Source organism: Streptomyces sp. NBC_00726 (assembly GCF_045161735.1).
Lineage (GTDB): Bacteria > Actinomycetota > Actinomycetes > Streptomycetales > Streptomycetaceae > Streptomyces.
In genome coordinates this window covers 1,628,394-1,647,678 of the sequence record NZ_CP108983.1, presented here as the reverse complement: position 1 = coordinate 1,647,678, position 19,285 = coordinate 1,628,394, and the positions used below count along the sequence as shown (strand labels likewise).

Annotated in this window: 18 protein-coding genes and 1 other RNA gene; 8 read left to right on the top strand and 11 right to left on the bottom strand. The window is 73.8% G+C overall.

Annotated features, from left to right (window positions below):
- Nucleotides 1–88: 88 nt before the first annotated feature.
- Nucleotides 89–1,894, bottom strand: coding sequence for an MFS transporter (locus OG338_RS07345; RefSeq protein WP_405936546.1), 1,806 nt, complete (start codon nt 1,892–1,894; stop codon nt 89–91).
- Between the two features lie 268 nt (nt 1,895–2,162).
- Here OG338_RS07345 and OG338_RS07340 point away from each other — a divergent pair, with 268 nt between their 5' ends.
- Nucleotides 2,163–3,650 carry an MFS transporter gene (locus OG338_RS07340; protein ID WP_405936545.1) on the top strand — a complete coding sequence of 496 codons (1,488 nt, stop codon included), beginning with the start codon at nt 2,163–2,165 and terminating at the stop codon, nt 3,648–3,650.
- Here OG338_RS07340 and OG338_RS07335 read toward each other — a convergent pair.
- The 7 genes from OG338_RS07335 to OG338_RS07305 form a co-directional block, all read right to left on the bottom strand.
- Nucleotides 3,589–5,031, bottom strand: coding sequence for a hypothetical protein (locus tag OG338_RS07335; RefSeq protein WP_405936544.1), 1,443 nt, complete (start codon nt 5,029–5,031; stop codon nt 3,589–3,591). The two genes, OG338_RS07340 and OG338_RS07335, sit on opposite strands and share 62 nt — an antisense overlap.
- A gap of 51 nt (nt 5,032–5,082) precedes the next feature.
- On the bottom strand, nt 5,083–5,715 hold the full coding sequence (locus OG338_RS07330) for a response regulator (RefSeq protein ID WP_405940347.1): 633 nt from the start codon (nt 5,713–5,715) through the stop codon (nt 5,083–5,085).
- A 5-nt stretch (nt 5,716–5,720) separates the two neighbouring features.
- The gene (locus OG338_RS07325) at nt 5,721–6,962 is read right to left on the bottom strand and encodes a sensor histidine kinase (RefSeq protein WP_405936543.1); all 1,242 of its coding nucleotides are present in this window, start codon (nt 6,960–6,962) and stop codon (nt 5,721–5,723) included.
- An 11-nt stretch (nt 6,963–6,973) separates the two neighbouring features.
- Entirely contained in the window at nt 6,974–7,693 is a 720-nt protein-coding gene (locus tag OG338_RS07320; RefSeq protein WP_405936542.1) for an ABC transporter permease, read from the bottom strand.
- On the bottom strand, nt 7,693–8,655 hold the full coding sequence (locus tag OG338_RS07315; RefSeq protein WP_405940346.1) for an ABC transporter ATP-binding protein: 963 nt from the start codon (nt 8,653–8,655) through the stop codon (nt 7,693–7,695). Before OG338_RS07315 ends, OG338_RS07320 begins: the two co-directional genes overlap by 1 nt.
- Before the next feature lie 290 nt (nt 8,656–8,945).
- Complete coding sequence (locus OG338_RS07310) at nt 8,946–9,119, bottom strand: hypothetical protein (protein WP_405936541.1); 174 nt, start codon at nt 9,117–9,119, stop codon at nt 8,946–8,948.
- Nucleotides 9,120–9,240: 121 nt separating this feature from the next.
- Complete coding sequence (locus OG338_RS07305) at nt 9,241–10,491, bottom strand: hypothetical protein (protein ID WP_405936540.1); 1,251 nt, start codon at nt 10,489–10,491, stop codon at nt 9,241–9,243.
- A gap of 198 nt (nt 10,492–10,689) precedes the next feature.
- Here OG338_RS07305 and OG338_RS07300 point away from each other — a divergent pair, with 198 nt between their 5' ends.
- From OG338_RS07300 to OG338_RS07290, 3 genes are read left to right on the top strand one after another with little or no spacing between them, the layout of a single operon-like run.
- Nucleotides 10,690–11,526 (top strand): Nif3-like dinuclear metal center hexameric protein, encoded by an 837-nt coding sequence (locus OG338_RS07300; RefSeq protein WP_405936539.1) that lies wholly within the window; start codon nt 10,690–10,692, stop codon nt 11,524–11,526.
- Entirely contained in the window at nt 11,523–12,266 is a 744-nt protein-coding gene (locus tag OG338_RS07295; protein ID WP_405940345.1) for a zinc ribbon domain-containing protein, read from the top strand. The genes OG338_RS07300 and OG338_RS07295 overlap by 4 nt, the downstream gene beginning before the upstream one ends.
- A complete protein-coding gene (locus OG338_RS07290; protein WP_405936538.1) occupies nt 12,266–13,435 on the top strand; it encodes a bifunctional RNase H/acid phosphatase in 1,170 nt (389 codons plus the stop codon). The genes OG338_RS07295 and OG338_RS07290 overlap by 1 nt, the downstream gene beginning before the upstream one ends.
- Before the next feature lie 191 nt (nt 13,436–13,626).
- Here OG338_RS07290 and eda read toward each other — a convergent pair whose 3' ends face one another.
- Nucleotides 13,627–14,250, bottom strand: a complete 624-nt coding sequence (gene eda, locus OG338_RS07285; RefSeq protein WP_405936537.1) for a bifunctional 4-hydroxy-2-oxoglutarate aldolase/2-dehydro-3-deoxy-phosphogluconate aldolase — start codon at nt 14,248–14,250, stop codon at nt 13,627–13,629.
- A 60-nt stretch (nt 14,251–14,310) separates the two neighbouring features.
- On the bottom strand, nt 14,311–15,111 hold the full coding sequence (yaaA, locus tag OG338_RS07280; protein WP_405936536.1) for a peroxide stress protein YaaA: 801 nt from the start codon (nt 15,109–15,111) through the stop codon (nt 14,311–14,313).
- Between the two features lie 179 nt (nt 15,112–15,290).
- Here yaaA and OG338_RS07275 point away from each other — a divergent pair, with 179 nt between their 5' ends.
- The 4 genes from OG338_RS07275 to rnpB all read left to right on the top strand — a co-directional run bounded on the left by OG338_RS07275 (nt 15,291) and on the right by rnpB (nt 18,412).
- The gene (locus OG338_RS07275; protein WP_405940344.1) at nt 15,291–16,709 is read left to right on the top strand and encodes an RNB domain-containing ribonuclease; all 1,419 of its coding nucleotides are present in this window, start codon (nt 15,291–15,293) and stop codon (nt 16,707–16,709) included.
- A gap of 66 nt (nt 16,710–16,775) precedes the next feature.
- The gene (locus OG338_RS07270) at nt 16,776–17,285 is read left to right on the top strand and encodes a TetR/AcrR family transcriptional regulator (protein ID WP_405936535.1); all 510 of its coding nucleotides are present in this window, start codon (nt 16,776–16,778) and stop codon (nt 17,283–17,285) included.
- A 115-nt stretch (nt 17,286–17,400) separates the two neighbouring features.
- On the top strand, nt 17,401–17,970 hold the full coding sequence (locus OG338_RS07265) for a Uma2 family endonuclease (RefSeq protein ID WP_405940343.1): 570 nt from the start codon (nt 17,401–17,403) through the stop codon (nt 17,968–17,970).
- A gap of 40 nt (nt 17,971–18,010) precedes the next feature.
- An RNA gene (gene rnpB / locus OG338_RS07260) (RNase P RNA component class A) lies at nt 18,011–18,412 on the top strand.
- Nucleotides 18,413–18,485: 73 nt separating this feature from the next.
- On the opposite strand, the gene OG338_RS07255 is transcribed toward rnpB, so the two are convergent.
- Nucleotides 18,486–19,004: a hypothetical protein gene (locus OG338_RS07255; RefSeq protein WP_405936534.1), complete on the bottom strand. Its 519-nt coding sequence runs from the start codon at nt 19,002–19,004 to the stop codon at nt 18,486–18,488.
- Between the last annotated feature and the right edge of the window lie 281 nt (nt 19,005–19,285).

Here is a 19,285-nt window from a genome sequence, read left to right as displayed (position 1 = left end):
GAGCGTACGCGGGGAAGTCAGCGGCTCTGCCAGAGGCGGCCGTGGTCCAGGTCGGGCGGCAGCAGCAGGTCGGCCGTGCCCTCGCGGCTCAGGACGGAACCGCGGTTCGACGCTCCGGCGCGCTGGCCCCCGCGAGGACGAGATCGGTGTCCACCGGTCCGCCGTTCGCCGGGCAGGCGGCCGGGCAGGCGCGCGGTGCGTGGCCGGTGGCCGACGCCGCCAGGACGAACGAGCCGGCCTCCGGGGCCGCCAGCGCCCAGCGGCCCAGGGTGTCCGTGGTGGTCAGCCCCGCCTGCCGGCCTTGCCGGTCGATCAGGGTCACATTGGCCCCGGCGACCGGCGCCCCGTCCGCGGCCAGCACCCGGCCGCGGAAGCCCTCCGGGGCCGTCAGGGGGAGCGGTTCGACGTCCTCGGCGGCGCGCCGGACCGCCTCGTCGCCCTCGCTGCTCGCCAGCAGGACCGGCGCGGTGGCCGTGCGCCGGGACGGCAGGAACGAGGCCAGGACGAGACCGGCGACCACGGCGCCCGTCGCGATGAGGAACGAGATCCGGAAGCCCTTCATCGTGGGCACCTCGACCGGGCCCATCCGGGTCGAGGTGTGGGCCAGGACCATGCCGATCACCGCGCTGGACACCGAGGTGCCGATGGAGCGCATCAGGGTGTTGAGGCCGTTGGCCGCGCCGGTCTCCGAGGGGTCGACGGCGCCGATGATCAGGGCGGGCAGCGAGGAGTAGGCGAGCCCGATGCCGGCGCCGAGGAGAACGGCGATCAGCACGGTCTGCCAGGCGGCGCTCATCAGGCCGAGCCCGGCCCCGTAACCGATGGCGATGACCAGCATCCCGAGCATCAGCGAGACCTTGGGGCCCTTGCGGGCCGAGATCCGCGCGTACAGCGGGGCGACGAACATCATCGTCAGGCCGAGCGGGGCCACGCACAGCCCCGCGACCACCATCGACCGGCCGAGGCCGTAGCCCGTGGAGGTGGGTAGCTGGAGCAGCTGGGGCAGGACCAGCGAGACGGCGTAGAAGGCGACGCCGACCATGATCGAGGTCAGGTTGGTGAGCAGCACCTCACGGCGGGCCGTGGTCCGCAGATCGACCAGCGGCGCGTCGCTGCGCAGCTCGAACAGGCCCCACAGCACCAGCACGACGAGCGAGGCGGCGATCAGCCCGAGCGTGGTGGGCGATCCCCAGCCCCAGTCGCCGCCCTTGGTGACCGGCAGCAGCAGGAGCACCAGGCCGAGCGAGAGCCCGAGCGCGCCGACCGTGTCGAAGCGGCCGGGGGCGCGCAGCGTGGTCTCGGGCACCGCGAACACGGTCAGCGCCATGGCCAGCACGCCGAGCCCGGCCGAGCCGAGGAACAGCGCGTGCCAGTCGGTGTGCTGGGCGACGAGCGCGGCGGCCGGCAGCGCGAGTCCGCCGCCCACCCCGATGGACGAACTCATCAGTGCCATCGCCGAACCGAGCTTCTCGCGCGGCAGCTCGTCGCGCATGATGCCGATGCCCAGCGGGATCGCACCCATCGCGAAGCCCTGGAGGGCGCGGCCCACGATCATGACGACGAGGTCGTCGGTGAAGGCGCATATCAGGGAGCCGACGACCATCACGGCGAGGCTGGCCAGCAGCATCCCGCGCTTGCCGTACAGGTCTCCGAGCCGCCCCATGATCGGGGTGGCGACGGCCCCGGCGAGCAGGGTGGCGGTCATCACCCAGGTCGCGTTGGACGGGGAGGTGTGCAGAAGGGCGGGCAGATCCTTGATGACCGGGACGAGCAGGGTCTGCATCACGGCGACGGTGATACCCGCGAAGGCGAGCACGGGGACGATCCCCCGGCCCGCCTTCGCGCGCGGATCGGAAAGCTCCGCGCCGGGCTGTTCGTGCGTCGTCTGCGGCATGCGTGCGGCCTCCGGGCGGCGGTGGGAAGTGCGGCGTACGTACGGTTGCGGCCGGTGCCGAGGGCAGCACCGACCGCCAAGTCTGTGCAGGGTGAACCTTCTTCGGCTACGGCGTATTCCGGGGCGCGGGGTGCGAATCCGCCCCGCCCGCGCGCGGGGCGCGTGCGCGACCGAGGCGATGCCGGGCCGGCCCGCGGGGTCCTACGCCGCTGGACCGAGAGGCGGGACGACCTGAAACCGATGTACGGGGCACAGCCGGGCTGCGAGTATGACGCCCATGGCCGACGTCCCCATGCTCGCACCGCCCACCGACCGGAACCCCGTCCGCACCTGGGCGGTGATCCTCGCCGCCTGCGTCGGGCAGTTCCTCGTGGTGCTCGACGTGTCCGTCGTCAACGTCGCCCTCCCGTCGATGCGCGCGGACCTCGGGCTGAGCTCCACCGGACTTCAATGGGTGCTCAACGCGTACTCGATCGCCTTCGCCGGTTTCATGCTGCTCGGCGGGCGCGCCGCCGACCTGTACGGCCGCAAGCGGATGTTCCTCGTCGGCCTCGGCCTGTTCACCGCCGCATCGCTGGCCGGCGGGCTCGCCCAGGAGGGCTGGCAGCTGCTCGCCGCCCGCGCCGCGCAGGGCCTCGGCGCGGCCGTCCTCGCCCCCGCCACCCTCACCCTGCTCACCGCCGCCGTCCCCGAGGGCCCCGCCCGCGCCAAGGCCATCGGCACCTGGATGGCGGTCGGGGCGGGCGGCGGCGCGGCCGGCGGACTCGTCGGCGGGGTGCTCACCGACGCGCTGTCCTGGCGCTGGGTGCTGCTGATCAACGTGCCCGTCGGGGTGCTCGTGCTGACCGGCGCCGCCCTCTGGCTCGCCGAGGGCCGCACCGGCGGGCGCAGCCGCGTCGACCTGCTGGGCGCCGTCCTCGTCACGGCGGGCCTCGCCGCCACGGCATACGGCATCGTGCAGACCGAGGAGGCGGGGTGGACCGCCGCCGCGACCCTGGTCCCACTGCTCGGCGGACCCGTGCTGCTCGCCCTGTTCGCCCTCGTGGAGACGCGCACGGCCAAGCCCCTGATGCCGCTGCGGGTGCTGGGGTCGCGGGCGGTGGCCTCGGCGAACGTGGCGATGCTCGTCATCGGCTCGGCCACGTTCTCCATGTGGTACTTCATGACGGTGTACGCGCAGAACGTGCTGGACTACAGCGCGCTGGCGGCCGGGCTCGCCCTGATGCCGTCCTCGCTGGCCGTGGTCCTCGGCTCCAAGAGCGCGCCCCGGCTGATGGCCCGCGTCGGGGCGAAGAACCTCGCGCTGATCGGCACCGCCGTCGCCGCGGCCGGTTTCGGCTGGCAGTCCACGATGACCGTGCACGGCTCCTACCTCACCGCGGTCTGCCTGCCCGGCGTGCTCATGATGGCCGGTGCCGGGCTCGCCTCGACCCCGCTCGCCTCGCTGGCCACGTCGGGCGCGGCGCCGGGGGAGGCCGGGCTCGTCTCTGGGCTCGTCAACACCTCGCGCACCATGGGCGGCGCCCTCGGGCTCGCCGTGCTCTCCACGGTCGCCGCCGCCCGCACCGGGGGCGGGGCCGACCCGGCCGCGCTCACCGCCGGTTACGCGCTGGCCTTCCGCACGGCGGGCATCGTCCTGCTCGGCGGCCTGCTGCTGATGCTGCTGTGGCTCCCGCGCCACCGGCCGGAACGCCTCACACCCGTTCGTACAGCGTCACCCGACGCCCCCGCACCCGCTCGTCCGCGATCACGGTGAAGTAGCCCTTCAGGACGGCCGCCTTCACCTTCTCCCGCCGCCCGTTCTCCGGGCGCGCCGCCTCCGGCGCGTCCGTGACCAGCAGTATCCGGCGCTGGGCGAGCATCGCCTCCCTTATCCGGGCGGGCTCCGCCTCCACCCCGTTCAGCGTCCCGGACGCGCGGGGGCCGCGGGCCAGCGCTATGTCCCGCAGACCGCTGAACGCCTCGGGCGAGACCAGCCGCGCGTCGCGCCGGGCACCGGGCAGGAACACCACCGCGGTGCCCGGCTCCTTCATCCGGCGCACATCCGCCGCCATCGCCAGCACATCGTCCACCCGGCTCGACGGCGACCGCTTGGCCAGCGACTGCGGCAGCAGCGCCGCCACCGCGCAGACCAGCACCACCGGTACGAGCCACCGCCCCGCCGCCGGGAACCGGGGCGCCACCACCCGTACCGCCGCCCCCAGCAGCGAACCGATGAGCAGCGCCAGGCCGAGCAGGCTGAACAGGATGTAGCGGTCCAGGAAGAGCGGCTTGCCCAACGAGACGGCGGCCAGGCCGAGCTGAGGGACCGCCAGCAGCGGCAGCCCCACCGACGCCACCGAGAGCCGCCGCCCGCCCGGCCGGTCCACCAGCGCCCCGAGGCCGCCGACCGCCAGCAGCACCGCGGGGCCGATCATCATGTGCCAGGTCAGCGGCGGTATCCAGGACACCTGCCCGGACTGGCCGGAGGTGAACAGGATCAGCGGCAGCGCCCCCGCGACGGCCCCCGCCGAGGCCGCCGCCCAGCGCGCCCACACCCGGCGCCCGGCCCCGCTCCACGCCAGCGTCGCCGCGTGCGCGGGCAGGACCAGCAGCGAGAACCAGTTCAGCAGTGCGCAGAGCAGCACCGTCCCCGCGTACGCCGCCCAGCGCCCCCACCGGTCGCGCCCGCCGAGCAGCGTCACGAGCAGCAGTGTCGAGACCCCGGCGCCCGCCGCGACCAGCGCGTACGGGCGGCCCTCCTGGAGGTAGAACTGCACGGCCGGCAGCAGGCCGAGCGCCATCCCGCCGCCCAGGCCCGCCCACCGCCCGGCCAGCCGCTCCCCGATGACGGTCACACAGGCCGCCGCCACCGCCATCGCCAGCACCGAGGGCAGCCGCAGCGTCGTGGTCGTCGGCCCGAACCAGTCGAAGAGCCCGTGCATCAGCAGGTAGTAGAGCCCGTGGACCGCGTCCACGTTGGCCAGCATGGCCCGTATCCCGGCGGCGGACCGCAGCGCCACCTGCCAGGTCGCCGCCTCGTCCCGCCACAGACTGCCCTGCCGCGAGAGCCCCCAGAGCCCGAGGCCCACAGTCCAGAGCGCCGGCACGGCCCAGAGCGGAACAGCGCGCCGGAGCACGGGTATTCGAGACGACATGAAGCGGACGGACCCCCGGGTGGTGACGGTACGGACAGTGCGCGGACGCGGTCAGAGCCAGCCCTGCTGCCGGGCCGCGCGCACCGCCTCCATGCGGTTGCGGGTGCCCGTCTTGCCGATCGCCGACGACAGGTAGTTACGGACCGTCGATTCCGACAGATGCAGCTTGGCGGCGATGTCGGCGACCGTCGCCCCGTCCGCCGACGCGACCAGCGCGTCCCGCTCCCGCGCGGTGAGCGGACTCGCCCCCGAGCTGAGCGCGGCCGCCGCCAGCGCAGGATCGACCACCGTCTCCCCGGCCAGCACCCGGCGGATCGCCTCGGCCAGATCCTCCACCGGGCCGTCCTTCACCAGGAAGCCCGCCGCCCCCGCCTCCATCGCCCGGCGCAGATAACCGGGCCGGCCGAAGGTGGTGAGGATCAGCACCCGGCAGTCCGGGACCTCCTCGCGCAGATCGGCCGCCGCGTCCAGGCCGCTGCGCCCCGGCAGTTCGATGTCGAGCAGCGCCACGTCCGGCCGGGCGGCCAGCGCGGCCGCCACGATCTCGTCGCCCGCGCCGACCTGGGCCACCACCTCGATGTCCGGTTCGAGCCCGAGCAACAGGGCGAGCGCGCCGCGCATCATCCCCTGGTCCTCGGCGAGCAGGACGCGGACGGACTTGGCCGGGGGGTGCTCCTGAGGCATCTCGTTCACCGGCCCAGGGTAGGCGAGCAGGCCGGGTCGTCCCCGGCTCCGGGCGCCGGCGTCGCGTCGGCGTCGCCGTCCTCCCCGCCCGCGTCCACCGGCAGCTCGGCGGTCACCACGAAGCCGCCGTCCGGGCCGGGGCCCGCCACCAGGGAGCCGCCCGCCGCCGCGAGCCGTTCGGTGAGCCCCTTCAGACCGGTGCCGCCGATGCCCGGGGTGGGCGCGGGGCCCTCCGGCCTGCCCCGGCCGTCGTCGGTCACCGTGAGCCGGACCTTCTCGCCGGTCCCGGCGACCTCGAACACGCAGCGCGTCGCCGTCGAGTGCCGCACCACGTTGGTGACGGCCTCCCGCACCACCCAGCCCAGCAGCGCCTCGGTCTGCGGGGCGAGCGGCGGCCCGGAGCGCCGGACCACCGGTTCGACCGAGGCGGCGGTCAGCGCGGATCTGGCCCGGTCCAGCTCGGTCGCGAGGCTGCCCTCGCGGTAACCGGTGACGGCCTCGCGGATCTCGGTGAGCGCCTGCCGCCCGACGGACTCGATGTCGGTGACCTGGGACAGCGCCGCGTCCACATCGCGCGGGGCGAGCCGGCGCGCGGCCTCCGACTTCACCACGATGACCGAGAGCGTGTGGCCCAGCAGGTCGTGCAGATCGCGCGAGAACCGCAGCCGCTCCTGCTCGACCGCGGCCCGGGCCAGCTCCTGCCGGGTGGCCCGCAGCTCCGTCACGGTCTCCGCCAGCCGGAGGATCGCCGACGTCACGGCCCCGGAGATGAACGTCCCGTACCCCAGCGTCCACGGCGGCGAGGCGCTGTCGTCGCGCCAGACCGCGACCGCGCAGGCGGCGACCGCGAGCCCGAGCAGCCCGACCGCCAGCAGCCGGTGCCGCAGCACGGTGCCGGCGGCCAGCGAGAGCAGCGGGAAGAACAGCAGCCAGCTGCCCCCGTAACCGATGGCCAGGCCGAAGGTGACCGCGGCCAGCGCGCCCAGCAGGACGTACGTCACCGGGCTCTCGCGCTTCTCCTTGCTGAAGCCCCGGAACACCACCGAGATGTACAGCGAGTTGAAGGCCAGCAGACCGGCTCCGGCGATCCACGGGGTGGGGGTCTCGCCCTGGAAGAGGTTGGAGAAGGCGCCCAGGCCCATCAGCAGCCACGGCAGCAGGGCGTACGGAGAGGGCGGGCCCGGCCTGCGGTTCTCCTTCCGCGTCCGGCGGCGCTCCCTGAACGATGGTCGTCCGTTCCCCGGCATGTTCGCTCCCGTCACACGGTCCTGGCGGACCGACGGTACGAGATCACCGCGTACCCGCCGAACAGCAGGAGCCACGCGGCGAGCACGCCTATGGTCATGGCGCCCGGCGCGTGCCCGTCGGTCGTCGCCCAGCCCAGGTCCGCGAACCGGTTGGCCGGGGTGAACCGGCCGACCGAGCGCAGCCACTCGGGCAGCATCTCCAGCGGGAACCACAGCCCGCCGACCACCCCGAAGCCCATCAGACAGGCGACGTTGACGACGCCGGTGCCCTGCGGGGTCAGCCGGTAGCCGTTGCCCAGGCCGAGCAGGGTGAAGGGCAGCGCGCCGATCCACAGCAGCAGTACCAGCACCGCCCACTGCCAGGCCGCCATCCGTACCCCGTTGAGCAGCCCGCCGGCCAGCAGCACGGTCAGGATCACCGGCAGCACGGTCACCGATCCGCTGACCGCCCGGCCCACCACCGCGTGCGACGGGGAGAGCGGGGTGACCCTCAACTGCTGGAGCCAGCCGAGGGACTTGTCGGAGGCGACGCCCGTACCGATCGACATCGCGGAGCCGAGCGCGCCGTACGCGGCCATGCCGACCATGGACGCGGTCTTCCAGCCGTCGGCGCTGTCGGCGCCGATGTTGGTGAAGATCAGATACATCATCACCGGCATGCCCGTGCCGAAGATCAGGAATCCGGCGTCACGCAGGGTCCGGCGCATTTCGAGCAGGATGTAACGGAACATCAGACGGTCTCCTTCTCGGTGTCGGGCGCGGTCCTCGCGCGGGCGGTGTCCCCGGGCGGGGCGGTGTCGGCGGGCGCGGGCTCCCCGGGCGTGGTGAGTGCCAGGAAGGCGGTCTCCAGCGTGGCCCGGGAGACCTGGAGGCCCCGGACCAGGCCCAGCCGGGCCAGCTCCAGGACCGTCGCGTCCGAGTCGTCGGTGCGCAGCAGGGCGCGGTCGCCGGTCACCTCGACGCCGACGACACCGGGCAGCCGGTCCAGGCCCTCGGTGGCGCGGCCCGCGAGGTCGAAGGAGACCTGGCTGTGCCCGGCCGCGTCCTTGATCGCCTCGCCGCTGCCGTCCGCGACGATCCGGCCCCGGTCGATGACGACGATCCGGTCCGCGTTCTCGTCGGCCTCCTCCAGATAGTGCGTGGAGAAGAGCACGGTGTTGCCGCGCCGGGCGTAGGCCCGCATCGACTCCCAGAACGCGCGCCGCCCCTCCACGTCCAGGGCGGCGGTCGGCTCGTCCAGCACGATCAGCTCGGGATTCCCCGCCAGCGCCACGGCGAACCGCACCCGCTGGGTCTGGCCGCCCGAGAGCTTGTCGATGCGCCGGTCCGCGTACTCCGTCACGCCCGCCAGGGCCAGCGCCTCGGTGACCGGCAGCGGACGCGGATAGGTCGAGGCGACGAAGGAGACCAGCTCGCGCACGGTCACCCTGGGTATCGGCCGCCCCTCCTGGAGCATGGCGCCGACCAGGCCCGCCCGCACCGCCCGCTCGGGGGAACGGCCCAGGACCCGCACGGCCCCCTCGTCCGGCTCGTTCAGCCCGAGCAGCAGCGAGATGGCCGTGGACTTCCCCGCCCCGTTGCGCCCCAGCAGGGCCACGGTCTCGCCGCGCCCGATCCGCACGTCCACCCCGTCGACGGCCCGCACGCTCCGCCCGGCCCGCCCGAACGTCTTCACCGCCCCGGTGAAGACCACCGCGGCCTCGTCGTCCCTTGTCTGCGTCATGTCTACGACGTTACGCAGCGTGAGCATGTGGCGGCAGATGTGTATGTACTCGGTCTGCCATGACATTTGTCATCGCGGACGCGGAGGGTCCGCCTCCGCACGCTTCCCTGGGCGTACGGAGGGTCCGCTTCCGGGGCTTCCGTGGGCGTACGGAGGGGTCCGCTTCCGGCCGCTTCCCCGGGTGTACGGAGCGGTGCCCCCGCCGCCCGGGAAGCCGTCCCGGCGGCGGGGGCACCGCGTTCCCCTCCTCGATGCGGCGGTCAGGCCGCCGCGCCGCCTTCCTCGGCGGGGCGGCGATGACGGCCGGCCGGTGCTGCCGCCGTGTCCTCCGTCGCCACACCCCCTCGGTGCTTTCCGGCGCCGCCGGCGTCGCCCCGCTGCGCGTCCGCCGAAGGCGGCAGCGTCTGGGCCGTGTCGGTGTGGGCTTCAGACATGTGGGAAGTCACCCCGTTGTGATCGCTTACGTGTGTGTCAACCGGAGCGTCACGCCGCGCCCGTCCGGGAAGAGGCCACGGTCGGTGACCGAGACGCACGGTGCGTGAGCCCGTCCCCAGCTTAGTCAGGGACCGTACGTCCCACGAGAGGCGCCTGCCCCAGTGGAACCGGTGTACACACAGGAGGATTCACCGCCGGGGCGGAAGGTTGCGTACCGCTTGTCCCGCACGCCGGTTCCGCCTCCTCCGGCATCTCCAGCAGGGCCACCGCGCACGCCGTGTCCCCGTCCGCGTAAGGGAGTTTGAGCACCCCGTCACGGGACCAGACCCCGCTGCCCGCCAGCCAGCCCCCGGGCGCCGCGAGCTGGTGCAGCCGGCGGCCCGACGGGCGCCACAGGCCGACCCAGCTGCCCGCCGCCCCGTCGATCCGGAGGGCCACCGCGCAGCTCTCCGGCATCAGCATCTGCCCCGGCTGCACGGCGAACGGCTCCACCGAGCGGTCCGGCAGCCGCAGGCACTCCGGGAACCGCACCGGCAGGCAGCTGCCGAGCACCCCCCAGCCGAGCCGGTCGTGGCCGGGCGCGTCCGAGCGGATCAGCAGCAGCCCGCTGTCCGGGTCCGCGAGCAGCAGCCGGTCGTCGCTGTCCGGCGCGATCTGGAGCAGCGGGGTCATCTCGGCGCCCCGCCCCAGGTCCACCGCCACCGTCTTCACCGGACCGCCCCCGGCCGGCTCCCGGTCCAGGGCCAGCATGCGCCCCGCCCGGTCCAGCCAGACGCCGCCGGAGCAGCGCCCCGGCAGGTCCGCCAGATGCTCGGGACCGGCCGTCCCGCCCGCCACCCGCCACAGCTCCGTGGAATACGCGCCGACCGCCAGGGCGTACGCGCTCACCCCGTCCGGCGACGGCGGCAGCAGGGCGAGCGCGTCCCGCTCAACGGCCCCGAGCAGCAGTTCGCCGGTGCCGGGGCCGGTCGGATAGAGCAGCGAGAAGGTGTGCCGCTCGGCGACCCGGCGCCGGATCAGCACCCGCCCGTCGGCGAGCGGCACCACCTGCGCCTCGGCCTCCTCCGGCTGATCGGTGGGCAGCGGCACGGCATACGGCTCGGGCCCGCCGAGCGTCCAGCGCTCGGCGTACCAGGCGGTGCCGGCACCGGGCACCGGGGCGGTGGTGAGCCGTGCGCCGTACGCGCCGTCGGCGGTGAGCGTGAAGGCGGGCAGAACCGTTTCGGCGGGCGTGTCCGCCTCGGGCGCGGCAGCCGGTACGACAGCCTCCGGGGAGCCCCCGGCCGGGGCACCCTCCGCCGGGCCGGGCTCCGGCTCCGCCGGTCCGTCGTCTCCCGTGGTGGTCCCCTCCTCGATGGCACAGGCAGTCATCGACTCATCACCTCCGGCAACCGAAGCTAGTTTTCGCACTTCCAGCCGAACAACACGACCTCCCCCACTTCACACATAAGGGTGGTGATGGCCGGATTTCGCTGTGCGGCCGAGGGTGCGTGTGCTGTACGGGGCCGGGCTGCGGGCGGCCCGTTCCCGGGGCTTCCCGGGGCGCGGCGGGCAGGTAGCCTTTCCTCCGTGCCCCGTCTGTCTGAAGTCATCTCCGAGCTCGACGCCCTCTGGCCGCCCGAGCGGGCCGAAGGATGGGACGCGGTCGGCACCGTCTGCGGTGATCCGGACGCCGAGGTCCACCGGGTGCTGTTCGCCGTCGACCCCGTGCGGGAGATCGCCGACGAGGCGAAGAAGCTGGGCGCGCACCTCGTCGTGACCCATCACCCGCTCTACCTGCGCGGTACGACGACGGTCGCGGCGGACACCTTCAAGGGCCGCGTCGTGCACACGATGATCCGCGACGGCATCGCGCTGCACGTGGCCCACACCAACGCCGACACCGCGGACCCCGGCGTCTCCGACGCCCTGGCCGCCGCCCTCGACCTGCGCGTCGAGCGCCCTCTCGTCCCGGACCCGGCGGACCCGGCCGGCCGCCGCGGGCTCGGCCGGATCTGCGTGCTCGACCACCCCGAGACCCTGGGCGCGTTCGCCGCCCGCGCCGCGGCCCGGCTGCCCGCCACCGCGCAGGGCATCCGCCTGGCCGGTGATCCGGAGGCGCTGGTGCGTACCGTCGCGGTGAGCGGCGGCTCCGGCGACGGCCTCTTCGACGCGGTGCGCGCCGCCGGTGTGGATGCCTTCCTCACCGCCGACCTGCGCCACCACCCGGCCTCCGAGGCCACCCAGCACTCGCCGCTCGGCCTGGTCGACGCCGCGCACTGGGCCACCGAGTGGCCGTGGTGCGAGCAGGCCGCGGCACAGCTCGAAGCGATTTCCGACCGCCTCGGATGGGACCTCAGGGTCCATGTCTCGAAGCAGGTCACCGACCCCTGGACCGCCCACCACTCTTCTGGAGCCCCCAACTGAACGCCGCGCCCGCCGACCAGATCCGACTTCTCGACGTCCAGGCGCTCGACCAGCGCCTCTCCCAGCTCGCGCACCGCCGCAAGTCCCTGCCCGAGCATGCCGAGATCGAGTCGCTGACGGCCGACCTCGCCCAGCTCCGCGACCTGCTCGTCGCCTCGACCACCGAGGAGAGCGACACCGCCCGCGAGCAGACCAAGGCCGAGCAGGACGTCGACCAGGTCCGCCAGCGCGCCGCCCGCGACCAGCAGCGCCTGGACTCCGGCGCGGTCACCTCGCCGAAGGACCTGGAGAGCCTTCAGCGCGAGATCGCCTCGCTCGCCAAGCGCCAGGGCGACCTGGAGGACGTCGTCCTGGAGGTCATGGAGCGCCGCGAGTCCGCGCAGGAGCGCGTCGCCGAGCTGACCGACCGGGTCGCCGCCGTGCAGGCCAAGGTGGACGACGCCACCGCCCGCCGCGACGCCGCCACCCAGGAGCTCGACACGGAGGTCGGCACGGTCACCAAGGAGCGCGAGGTCGTCGCCGGCTCGGTCCCCGCCGACCTGCTGAAGCTGTACGACAAGCTCCGCACCCAGCAGGGCGGGGTGGGCGCCGCCCGCCTCTACCAGCGCCGCTGCGAGGGCTGCCGCCTGGAGCTCAACATCACCGAGATCAACGATGTGAAGGCCGCGTCCCCCGACACGGTGCTGCGCTGCGAGAACTGCCGCCGCATCCTGGTCCGCACCGCCGACTCGGGCCTGTAGTGAGCCTGCCGCGCCGGTTCGTGGTCGAGGCCGACGGCGGCTCCCGGGGCAACCCGGGCCCCGCCGGCTACGGCGCGGTCGTCATCGACCCGGACACCGGCGAGACGCTGGCCGAGACCGCCGAGTACATCGGCGTCGCGACCAACAACGTCGCCGAGTACAAGGGCCTCGTCGCCGGCCTCCGCGCGGTCGGCGCCCTCCTCGCGGACGGTCCGGTGGGCACCGGGGTCCAGGTGCGCGTCCGGATGGACTCCAAGCTCGTCGTGGAGCAGATGTCCGGCCGCTGGAAGATCAAGCACCCGGACATGAAGCCGCTCGCGGCCGAGGCGGCGGCGGTCCTGCCCGGCGCGGACCTCACCTACGAGTGGATTCCGCGCGAGCGGAACAAACACGCAGACCGGCTGGCCAACGAGGCCATGGACGCGGGCCGGCGCGGCGCTCAGTGGGAGCCCTCGGCGTCCACGGCCGCCCTGGACACCCCGCGCGCATCGGTGGCCGCCGGCCCCGTCACCCCGCAGGTGGGCTGGGGCGCGGCGCCCGACCTGGGCGCGCCCGCCACCCTCGTCCTGCTGCGGCACGGCGAGACGGCCCTCACCCCGCAGAAGCGGTTCTCCGGAAGCGGCGGCACCGATCCCGAGCTGTCCGCCGCCGGCCGCGAACAGGCCGAGCGGGCGGCCGCCGCCTTCGCCTCCCGGGGCACCGTGCAGGAGATCGTCAGCTCACCGCTGCGCCGCTGCCGCGAGACGGCCGGGGCGGTCGCGGCCCGGCTCGGCCTGGAGCCCCGCGTCGAGGACGGCCTGCGCGAGACGGACTTCGGGGCCTGGGAAGGGCTCACATTCGGCGAGGTCAGGGAGCGGTACGGAGACGACCTGGATGCCTGGCTCGCCTCCCCGGACGCCGCCCCCACCGGCGGCGGCGAGAGCTTCGCGGAGGTCGCCGGCCGCGTGGCGGCCGCCCGGGACGCCCTCGTCACGCGTTACGCGGGCCGCACGGTCCTCGTCGTCACGCACGTCACCCCGATCAAGACCCTGGTCCGGCTCGCCCTGGGAGCACCCCCGGAGGCGCTGTTCCGGATGGAGCTGTCGGCGGCGTCCGTCTCGTCCGTCGCGTACTACGCCGACGGCAACGCCTCCGTACGCCTGCTGAACGACACGTCCCACCTGCGATAAAGGCACCGGGACAGCACTCGGCCCCACCGGCGGGGGGAGGCCGGTGGGGCCGAGGCGGTTCCGGCGGGTCGGGGGATTACCGGCCGGAACCCGGGTCACCCGGCATGCGGGCTACGTCCCCTACAAGGGTCGTGCCCCGAATACCGGGGAGCATGCACGGCGAGGTGCGACGGGTTTCCCCGCCGCCCCGTTCACCCCCTCAGCGCCGCCGCCCCGGCGGCCAGCCGCGCCACGCGCGCCCAGTCCCGGGCCGCCACCGCGTCCCCCGGGACCATCCAGCTCCCGCCCACACAGCCGACGTTGGGCAGCGCCAGATACGAGGGTGCGGAGGCGGCCGAGATGCCGCCCGTCGGGCAGAACCGGGCCTGGGGGAGCGGCGCGGAGAGCGCCTTCAGATAAGCGGTGCCGCCCGCCGCCTCGGCCGGGAAGAACTTCATCTCGGTGACCCCGCGCTCCAGCAGCGCGACCACCTCGGAGGTGGTCGAGACACCCGGCAGGAACGGCAGCCCCGACCCCTTCATCGCGTCCAGCAGCGCGTCCGTCCAGCCCGGGCTGACCAGGAACCGGGCCCCCGCCGTCACGGTGTCCGCGACATTGCGCGCCGAGATCACCGTGCCCGCCCCGACGACCGCGTCCGGCACCTCCGCCGCGATCGCCCGGATCGCGTCCAGGGCGGCGGCGGTGCGCAGGGTCACCTCGATCGCCGGAAGCCCGCCCGAGACCAGAGCCCGGGCGAGCGGCACCGCGTCGGCCGCGTCCTCCAGGACGACGACGGGCACGACGGGGGCGAGGTCCAGCACGGAGGAGGAGGTCATGCCCCCATCCTGCCCGGGCCCGCCACAGGACGCAACGAGCGTTGCGCATAGTGCAACGGCCTAGTGGATCTCCGTCACGACCACATCGAGCTGCCACGGCCGCCCCGCTCGCGCGGGCACCTCGGCCTCGACGACGTATCCGAGGTCCCGCAGGACGGTGACCAGCTCGGCCGGACCGGCCGGACGCGCCCCCGCGAGCAGCAGATCGCGCACCATGCGGCCCTTGGTCGCCTTGTTGAAGTGGCTGACCACGGACCGCTTCTCCACCCCGTCCACGAGCTGTGAGTGCAGCACCCGCACGCTCGCCGTGCGCTCCGTGACCGCCCCCTTCGGCTTCCACGCCGCCGTGTACGCGGACGAGCGCAGGTCCAGCACGAGCCCGTCGCCCGCCGCCTCCGGCATCACCTCCGCCATCGGCGTACGCCAGAACGCCCCGAGAGCGCCGAGCCCGGGCAGCTTCACGCCCATCGAGCAGCGGTACGGCGGAATCCGGTCGCCCACCCGGACCGCGCCCCACAGCCCGGAGAACACCAGCAGCGACTTCCCGGCGAGGCGGCGGGCGGCCGCGTCGAGCGAGTCCAGGCCGAGAGCGTCGTACAGCACACCCGTGTACAGCTCCCCGGCCCGACGCGTCCCCGCCGTCCGCAGCTCCGCGTTCTTCGCGATCTCGCCCCGCAGCCCCTCGCTGAGCCCCAGCACCTCCCGCGCCTTCTCCTCGTCGGCCACGCACAGCTCCACGAGCGCGTCCAGCACCTCGGCCCGCGCCCCGGCGAGCCCGGGCAGCGACAGGGACTCGGGCTTCAGGGGTGCCCCGCGCCCCGAGGCGGCCTTTCCTTCGGAGGGCGGCAACAGCACGAGCACGGCGGTTCTCCTTCGTACGTACGGGGAGAGGCACCGGCGGTGTGCGGACCGCGCGGACCCCCCAGGTCAGCGTACGGGGGCGGAGGGGGCGCATCGTACGGGCACAAAGCCCTCCGTTCGGAATGCCGTGTTCCGTGCCCCGCCCTACGCTCGGGACCATGCCCCGCCGCCATCTGCACATGACCGGCGCAGCCCGGACCCCGCTGCGGGCGGCCCTGCGCGGCCTGCGCACCGAACTGTCGCTCCCCGACGACTTCCCGCCCGACGTACTCGCCGAGGCGGCGGACGCCGCGCGCGGCCCGGAGCTCGCCGCGCACGCGGACGCGACGGACCTCCCCTTCCTCACCATCGACCCGCCCACGTCCACGGACCTCGACCAGGCCATGCACCTGGAACGCCGCGGCCACGGCTACCGCGTGCACTACGCCATCGCGGACGTGGCCGCGTTCGTGCGCCCCGGCGGCGCGCTCGACGCCGAGGCCCACCGCCGGGTGACGACGCTCTACCTCCCGGACGGCCGGGTGTCCCTCCACCCGGAGGTCCTGTCCGAGGACGCCGCCAGCCTGCTGCCCGGCCGGGTCCGCCCCGCGGTCCTCTGGGAGACCGACCTCGATCCGGAGGGCGCGGTCGTCGCGACCCGGGTGCGCAGGGCCCTCGTACGCAGCCGCGCCAAGCTGGACTACGCGGGCGTGCAGCGGCGGATCGACACGGGCACCGCCGAGGAACCCCTCGCCCTGCTCCGGGACATCGGCACGCTCCGCGAGGAGCAGGAGGTGGCCCGGGGCGGCATCTCGCTCAACGTGCCCGAGCAGGAGATCACCGAGCGCGACGGCCGCTACGGCCTGGCCTACCGCACCCCGCTCCCCGCCGACGGCTGGAACGCCCAGATCTCCCTGCTCACCGGCATGGCGGCCGCCCACCTCATGGCGGAGATCGGCACCGGCATCCTGCGTACGCTGCCGGTCGCGCCCGACGGCGCGGTGGCCCGGCTGCGGCGCAGCGCCGAGGCCCTGCACATCGACTGGCCGCACCACGTCCCGTACGCCGAGCTCGTCCGCTCCCTCGACCCGGGGCGCACGGACCACGCGGCGTTCCTCCAGGACTGCACGACGCTGCTGCGCGGCGCGGGCTACACGGTCTTCGACGGCGGCGACCTGCCGGTGCCCGCCGTGCACGCGGCGGTGGCCGACCTGTACACCCACTGCACGGCGCCACTGCGCCGCCTCGTGGACCGTTACGCCTCCGAGCTGTGCGTCGCGGCCTGCGAGGACCGGGACCCGCCCGAATGGGTCCTGGCCGCCCTGCCCGCCCTGCCCCAGGAGATGGCCGAGGGCACCCGCCGCGCCAACTCCGTGGAACGCGAGTCCGTCGACCTGGTCGAGGCGGCGCTGCTCAAGGACCGGGTGGGCGAGGTCTTCGACGGTTACGTGGTGGACGTGAAGGACAACGAACCGGCCACCGGCACCGTCCACATCGACACCCCGGCGATCGTCGCCCGCATCGAGGGCACCGAACCCCTCCCCCTGGGCGAGCGCCTGCGCGTCCGCCTGTCCCAGGCCGCCCCGGGCACGGCGAAGGCCCTGTTCGTCCCGGCCTGACGACATCTCGTACGATCGCGAGTTCGCGGCCCCCGCGCCCCGCGCCCGTACGACGGAAGGACCGGCGTGACCGACCGTGCCCGCCAGCACCAGATCCTGGCCGCCGCCCGCATGCTCCTGGAGCAGGAGGGCCCGGAGGCGCTGACCATGCGCCGGCTCGCGGGCCTGCTGGGCATCACGGCCCCGTCCCTCTACAAGCACTTCCCGGACAAGTCCTCGGTGGTCGACGCGCTGGCCGACGCGATGCTGACGGAGACCGCGGAGACCCTGGAAGCGGCGGAGACGGCGGCCCCGGGCTCCTTCCCGGCCCTGGCCACCGCCTACCGCGCCCACGCCCTGGCCCACCCCCACCTCTACCGCCTCACCACATCCCGCCCCCACCCCCACCACCTGGAAACCCGCGCCGCAGCCCCCCTCTTCCGCGCCCTGGCCCCCGACACCCACCTGGCCCGAGCGGCCTGGGCCTTCGCCCACGGCATGGTCATGATGGAACTCAACAACCGCTTCCCCACCCCGGAGTCGGTCACCACGGCTTGGACGGCGGGCATCACGGCACTGGCATCGAGCCGCCTCTGACCGTGCGGGGCCCTCCTGTGCCACGATCGGGGGAAACCCTCCCATCTCACGGACGGCTGGTTCCGCGATGGACCACTCTGGCGAACGACCGAGGAAGGGGCGTGACATGACTGCCATGCCGCACGAACCGCTCTCGCAGGCGGACGTCCTGCTTGAGGGCTTCCTGGCGCTGGATACGCCGGAGGGCTTCCGGGCGGAGCTGATCGAGGGGGAGATCGTCGTGACACCGCCGCCGGACGGGGATCATGAGGACTACATCAGTGTGATCTTGAAGCAGGTCGTCAGGCACGCGACGACCGACATGGATTTCTCCGGGAACAAGGGCCTGAAGCTGAGAAGCGGCGGAGGCTGCCCGAAGAACCACGCCATCCCCGACGGCACGTTCGCGCCGACGGCACTACGGCTCTACCGGGGCGCGGACCCGTGGATGCCGTGCGAGGGGGTGGCGATGGTCGTGGAGGTCACGTCGTCCAAACCGGCCTCCGACCGGGAGGCCAAGCGGCACTGCTACGCGAGGGGGCCGATCCCCCTGTACTTGCTGGTCGACCGGGAGGACTCGTCGGTGACGCTGTTCAGCGTCCCGGAGGGCGACGACTACCGCCAGCACTGCACCGTGCCCTTCGGGAAGCCGATCCGTCTGCCGTCCCCCTTTGAGCTGGAGCTGAAGACGGAGGACTTCCTCTGAGCCACCCCTCATGGCCGGGTAGCATGGCCCCCACGGCAGACGAGCCGGGCGGACGGCCGCGTGGGGATCTTCGGATTCTCCCGAGGAACGTCCGGGCTCCACAGGGCAGGGTGATGGCTAACGGCCACCCGGGGTGACCCGCGGGACAGTGCCACAGAGAACAGACCGCCCGGGACCTCGGTCCCGGGTAAGGGTGAAACGGTGGTGTAAGAGACCACCAGCGCCTGGGGCGACCCAGGCGGCTAGGTAAACCCCACCCGGAGCAAGGTCAAGAGGGGCCGTCGCGAGACGGCCCTGCGCGAACGTTCGAGGGCTGCCCGCCCGAGTTCGCGGGTAGACCGCACGAGGCCGGCAGCAATGCCGGTCCTAGATGGATGGCCGTCTCCCCGGCCGCCGCGAGGCGACCGGGCGACAGAACCCGGCGTACAGCCCGACTCGTCTGCCGCCACTCGTGGCTTCGCCCGCGAAGGGCCTCCGATCGAACCGTGCCGGAGGCCCTTCGCCGGTCGAGGCCGCTACTTTTCGGTCGGCTCCTCGTAGGTGCTGTCGAACCAGTCGATGAACTCGCGCACGGTTCCGATCTTCGCGATGCGGGCGTGCAGGGCGCGCTGGTCGTGGCCGATGACGAACCAGCCGCTGGTCGCCGGCTCGCCGCAGCCGCAGTAGCACGTGCGGGCGCCGTGGGGGGAGTCGAAGTAGGTGATCGGATTGCGGGTCGTCTCGACGGGGGTGGGCTTGCCCACGTACGCGTCGTAGACCTCGTCGCCCGGCGTGAGGTACCGGCCCTCGATCGCCTTGCGGCCGCCGGCCACGGGGGTGAGGCTGTCGATCTCGATGGCCATGCGGACCTCGCCCTCGTGGGAGAGCAGCGCGTAGCGTTCCTTCTCGGCGCGTTCGCCGAGGACCCAGCAGCCGCGGTTGGCGTGGAAGAGGGCGCTGTCGTCCATGACCGGGTCGAACCCGACGATGTTGCGGCCGAGCTGGTCGTCCTGCGGATTGACGTACCGTCTGGTGCCCAGGGTGATGTGCAGCATGAATGACCCCCAATGAATGGATACCCAGGGCTCCCCGCCCTGTGGACTATCTGCATCCTGGCATGCGGGCCTAGATACCTTCAAGCCCCGGGATGCCGGGTATTCCGTTTTTTCGGACGGCCTCGATGAACGGGATCCACGTCGTGTCGGGGAAATCGATCACCTGACCGTGCGGAATCTCGGAGTCGCGTATCGGGGCCTCGGCCGACCCGGTGTCCCCGGAGGCGCGCCCCGCTCGGAAAGGGCGTCCAGCGACAGCCTGTTCGCCGGGGCCGGCCCCG

Bases quoted from the DNA above. Each gene is read 5' to 3' on its own strand.
- OG338_RS07345 (WP_405936546.1), bottom strand. From the start codon at position 1,894: ATGCCGCAGACGACGCACGAACAGCCCGGCGCGGAGCTTTCCGATCCG.
- OG338_RS07340 (WP_405936545.1), top strand. From the start codon at position 2,163: ATGACGCCCATGGCCGACGTCCCCATGCTCGCACCGCCCACCGACCGG.
- OG338_RS07335 (WP_405936544.1), bottom strand. From the start codon at position 5,031: ATGTCGTCTCGAATACCCGTGCTCCGGCGCGCTGTTCCGCTCTGGGCC.
- OG338_RS07330 (WP_405940347.1), bottom strand. From the start codon at position 5,715: ATGCCTCAGGAGCACCCCCCGGCCAAGTCCGTCCGCGTCCTGCTCGCC.
- OG338_RS07325 (WP_405936543.1), bottom strand. From the start codon at position 6,962: ATGCCGGGGAACGGACGACCATCGTTCAGGGAGCGCCGCCGGACGCGG.
- OG338_RS07320 (WP_405936542.1), bottom strand. From the start codon at position 7,693: ATGTTCCGTTACATCCTGCTCGAAATGCGCCGGACCCTGCGTGACGCC.
- OG338_RS07310 (WP_405936541.1), bottom strand. From the start codon at position 9,119: ATGTCTGAAGCCCACACCGACACGGCCCAGACGCTGCCGCCTTCGGCG.
- OG338_RS07305 (WP_405936540.1), bottom strand. From the start codon at position 10,491: ATGACTGCCTGTGCCATCGAGGAGGGGACCACCACGGGAGACGACGGA.
- eda (WP_405936537.1), bottom strand. From the start codon at position 14,250: ATGACCTCCTCCTCCGTGCTGGACCTCGCCCCCGTCGTGCCCGTCGTC.
- OG338_RS07275 (WP_405940344.1), top strand. From the start codon at position 15,291: ATGACCGGCGCAGCCCGGACCCCGCTGCGGGCGGCCCTGCGCGGCCTG.
- OG338_RS07265 (WP_405940343.1), top strand. From the start codon at position 17,401: ATGCCGCACGAACCGCTCTCGCAGGCGGACGTCCTGCTTGAGGGCTTC.
- OG338_RS07255 (WP_405936534.1), bottom strand. From the start codon at position 19,004: ATGCTGCACATCACCCTGGGCACCAGACGGTACGTCAATCCGCAGGAC.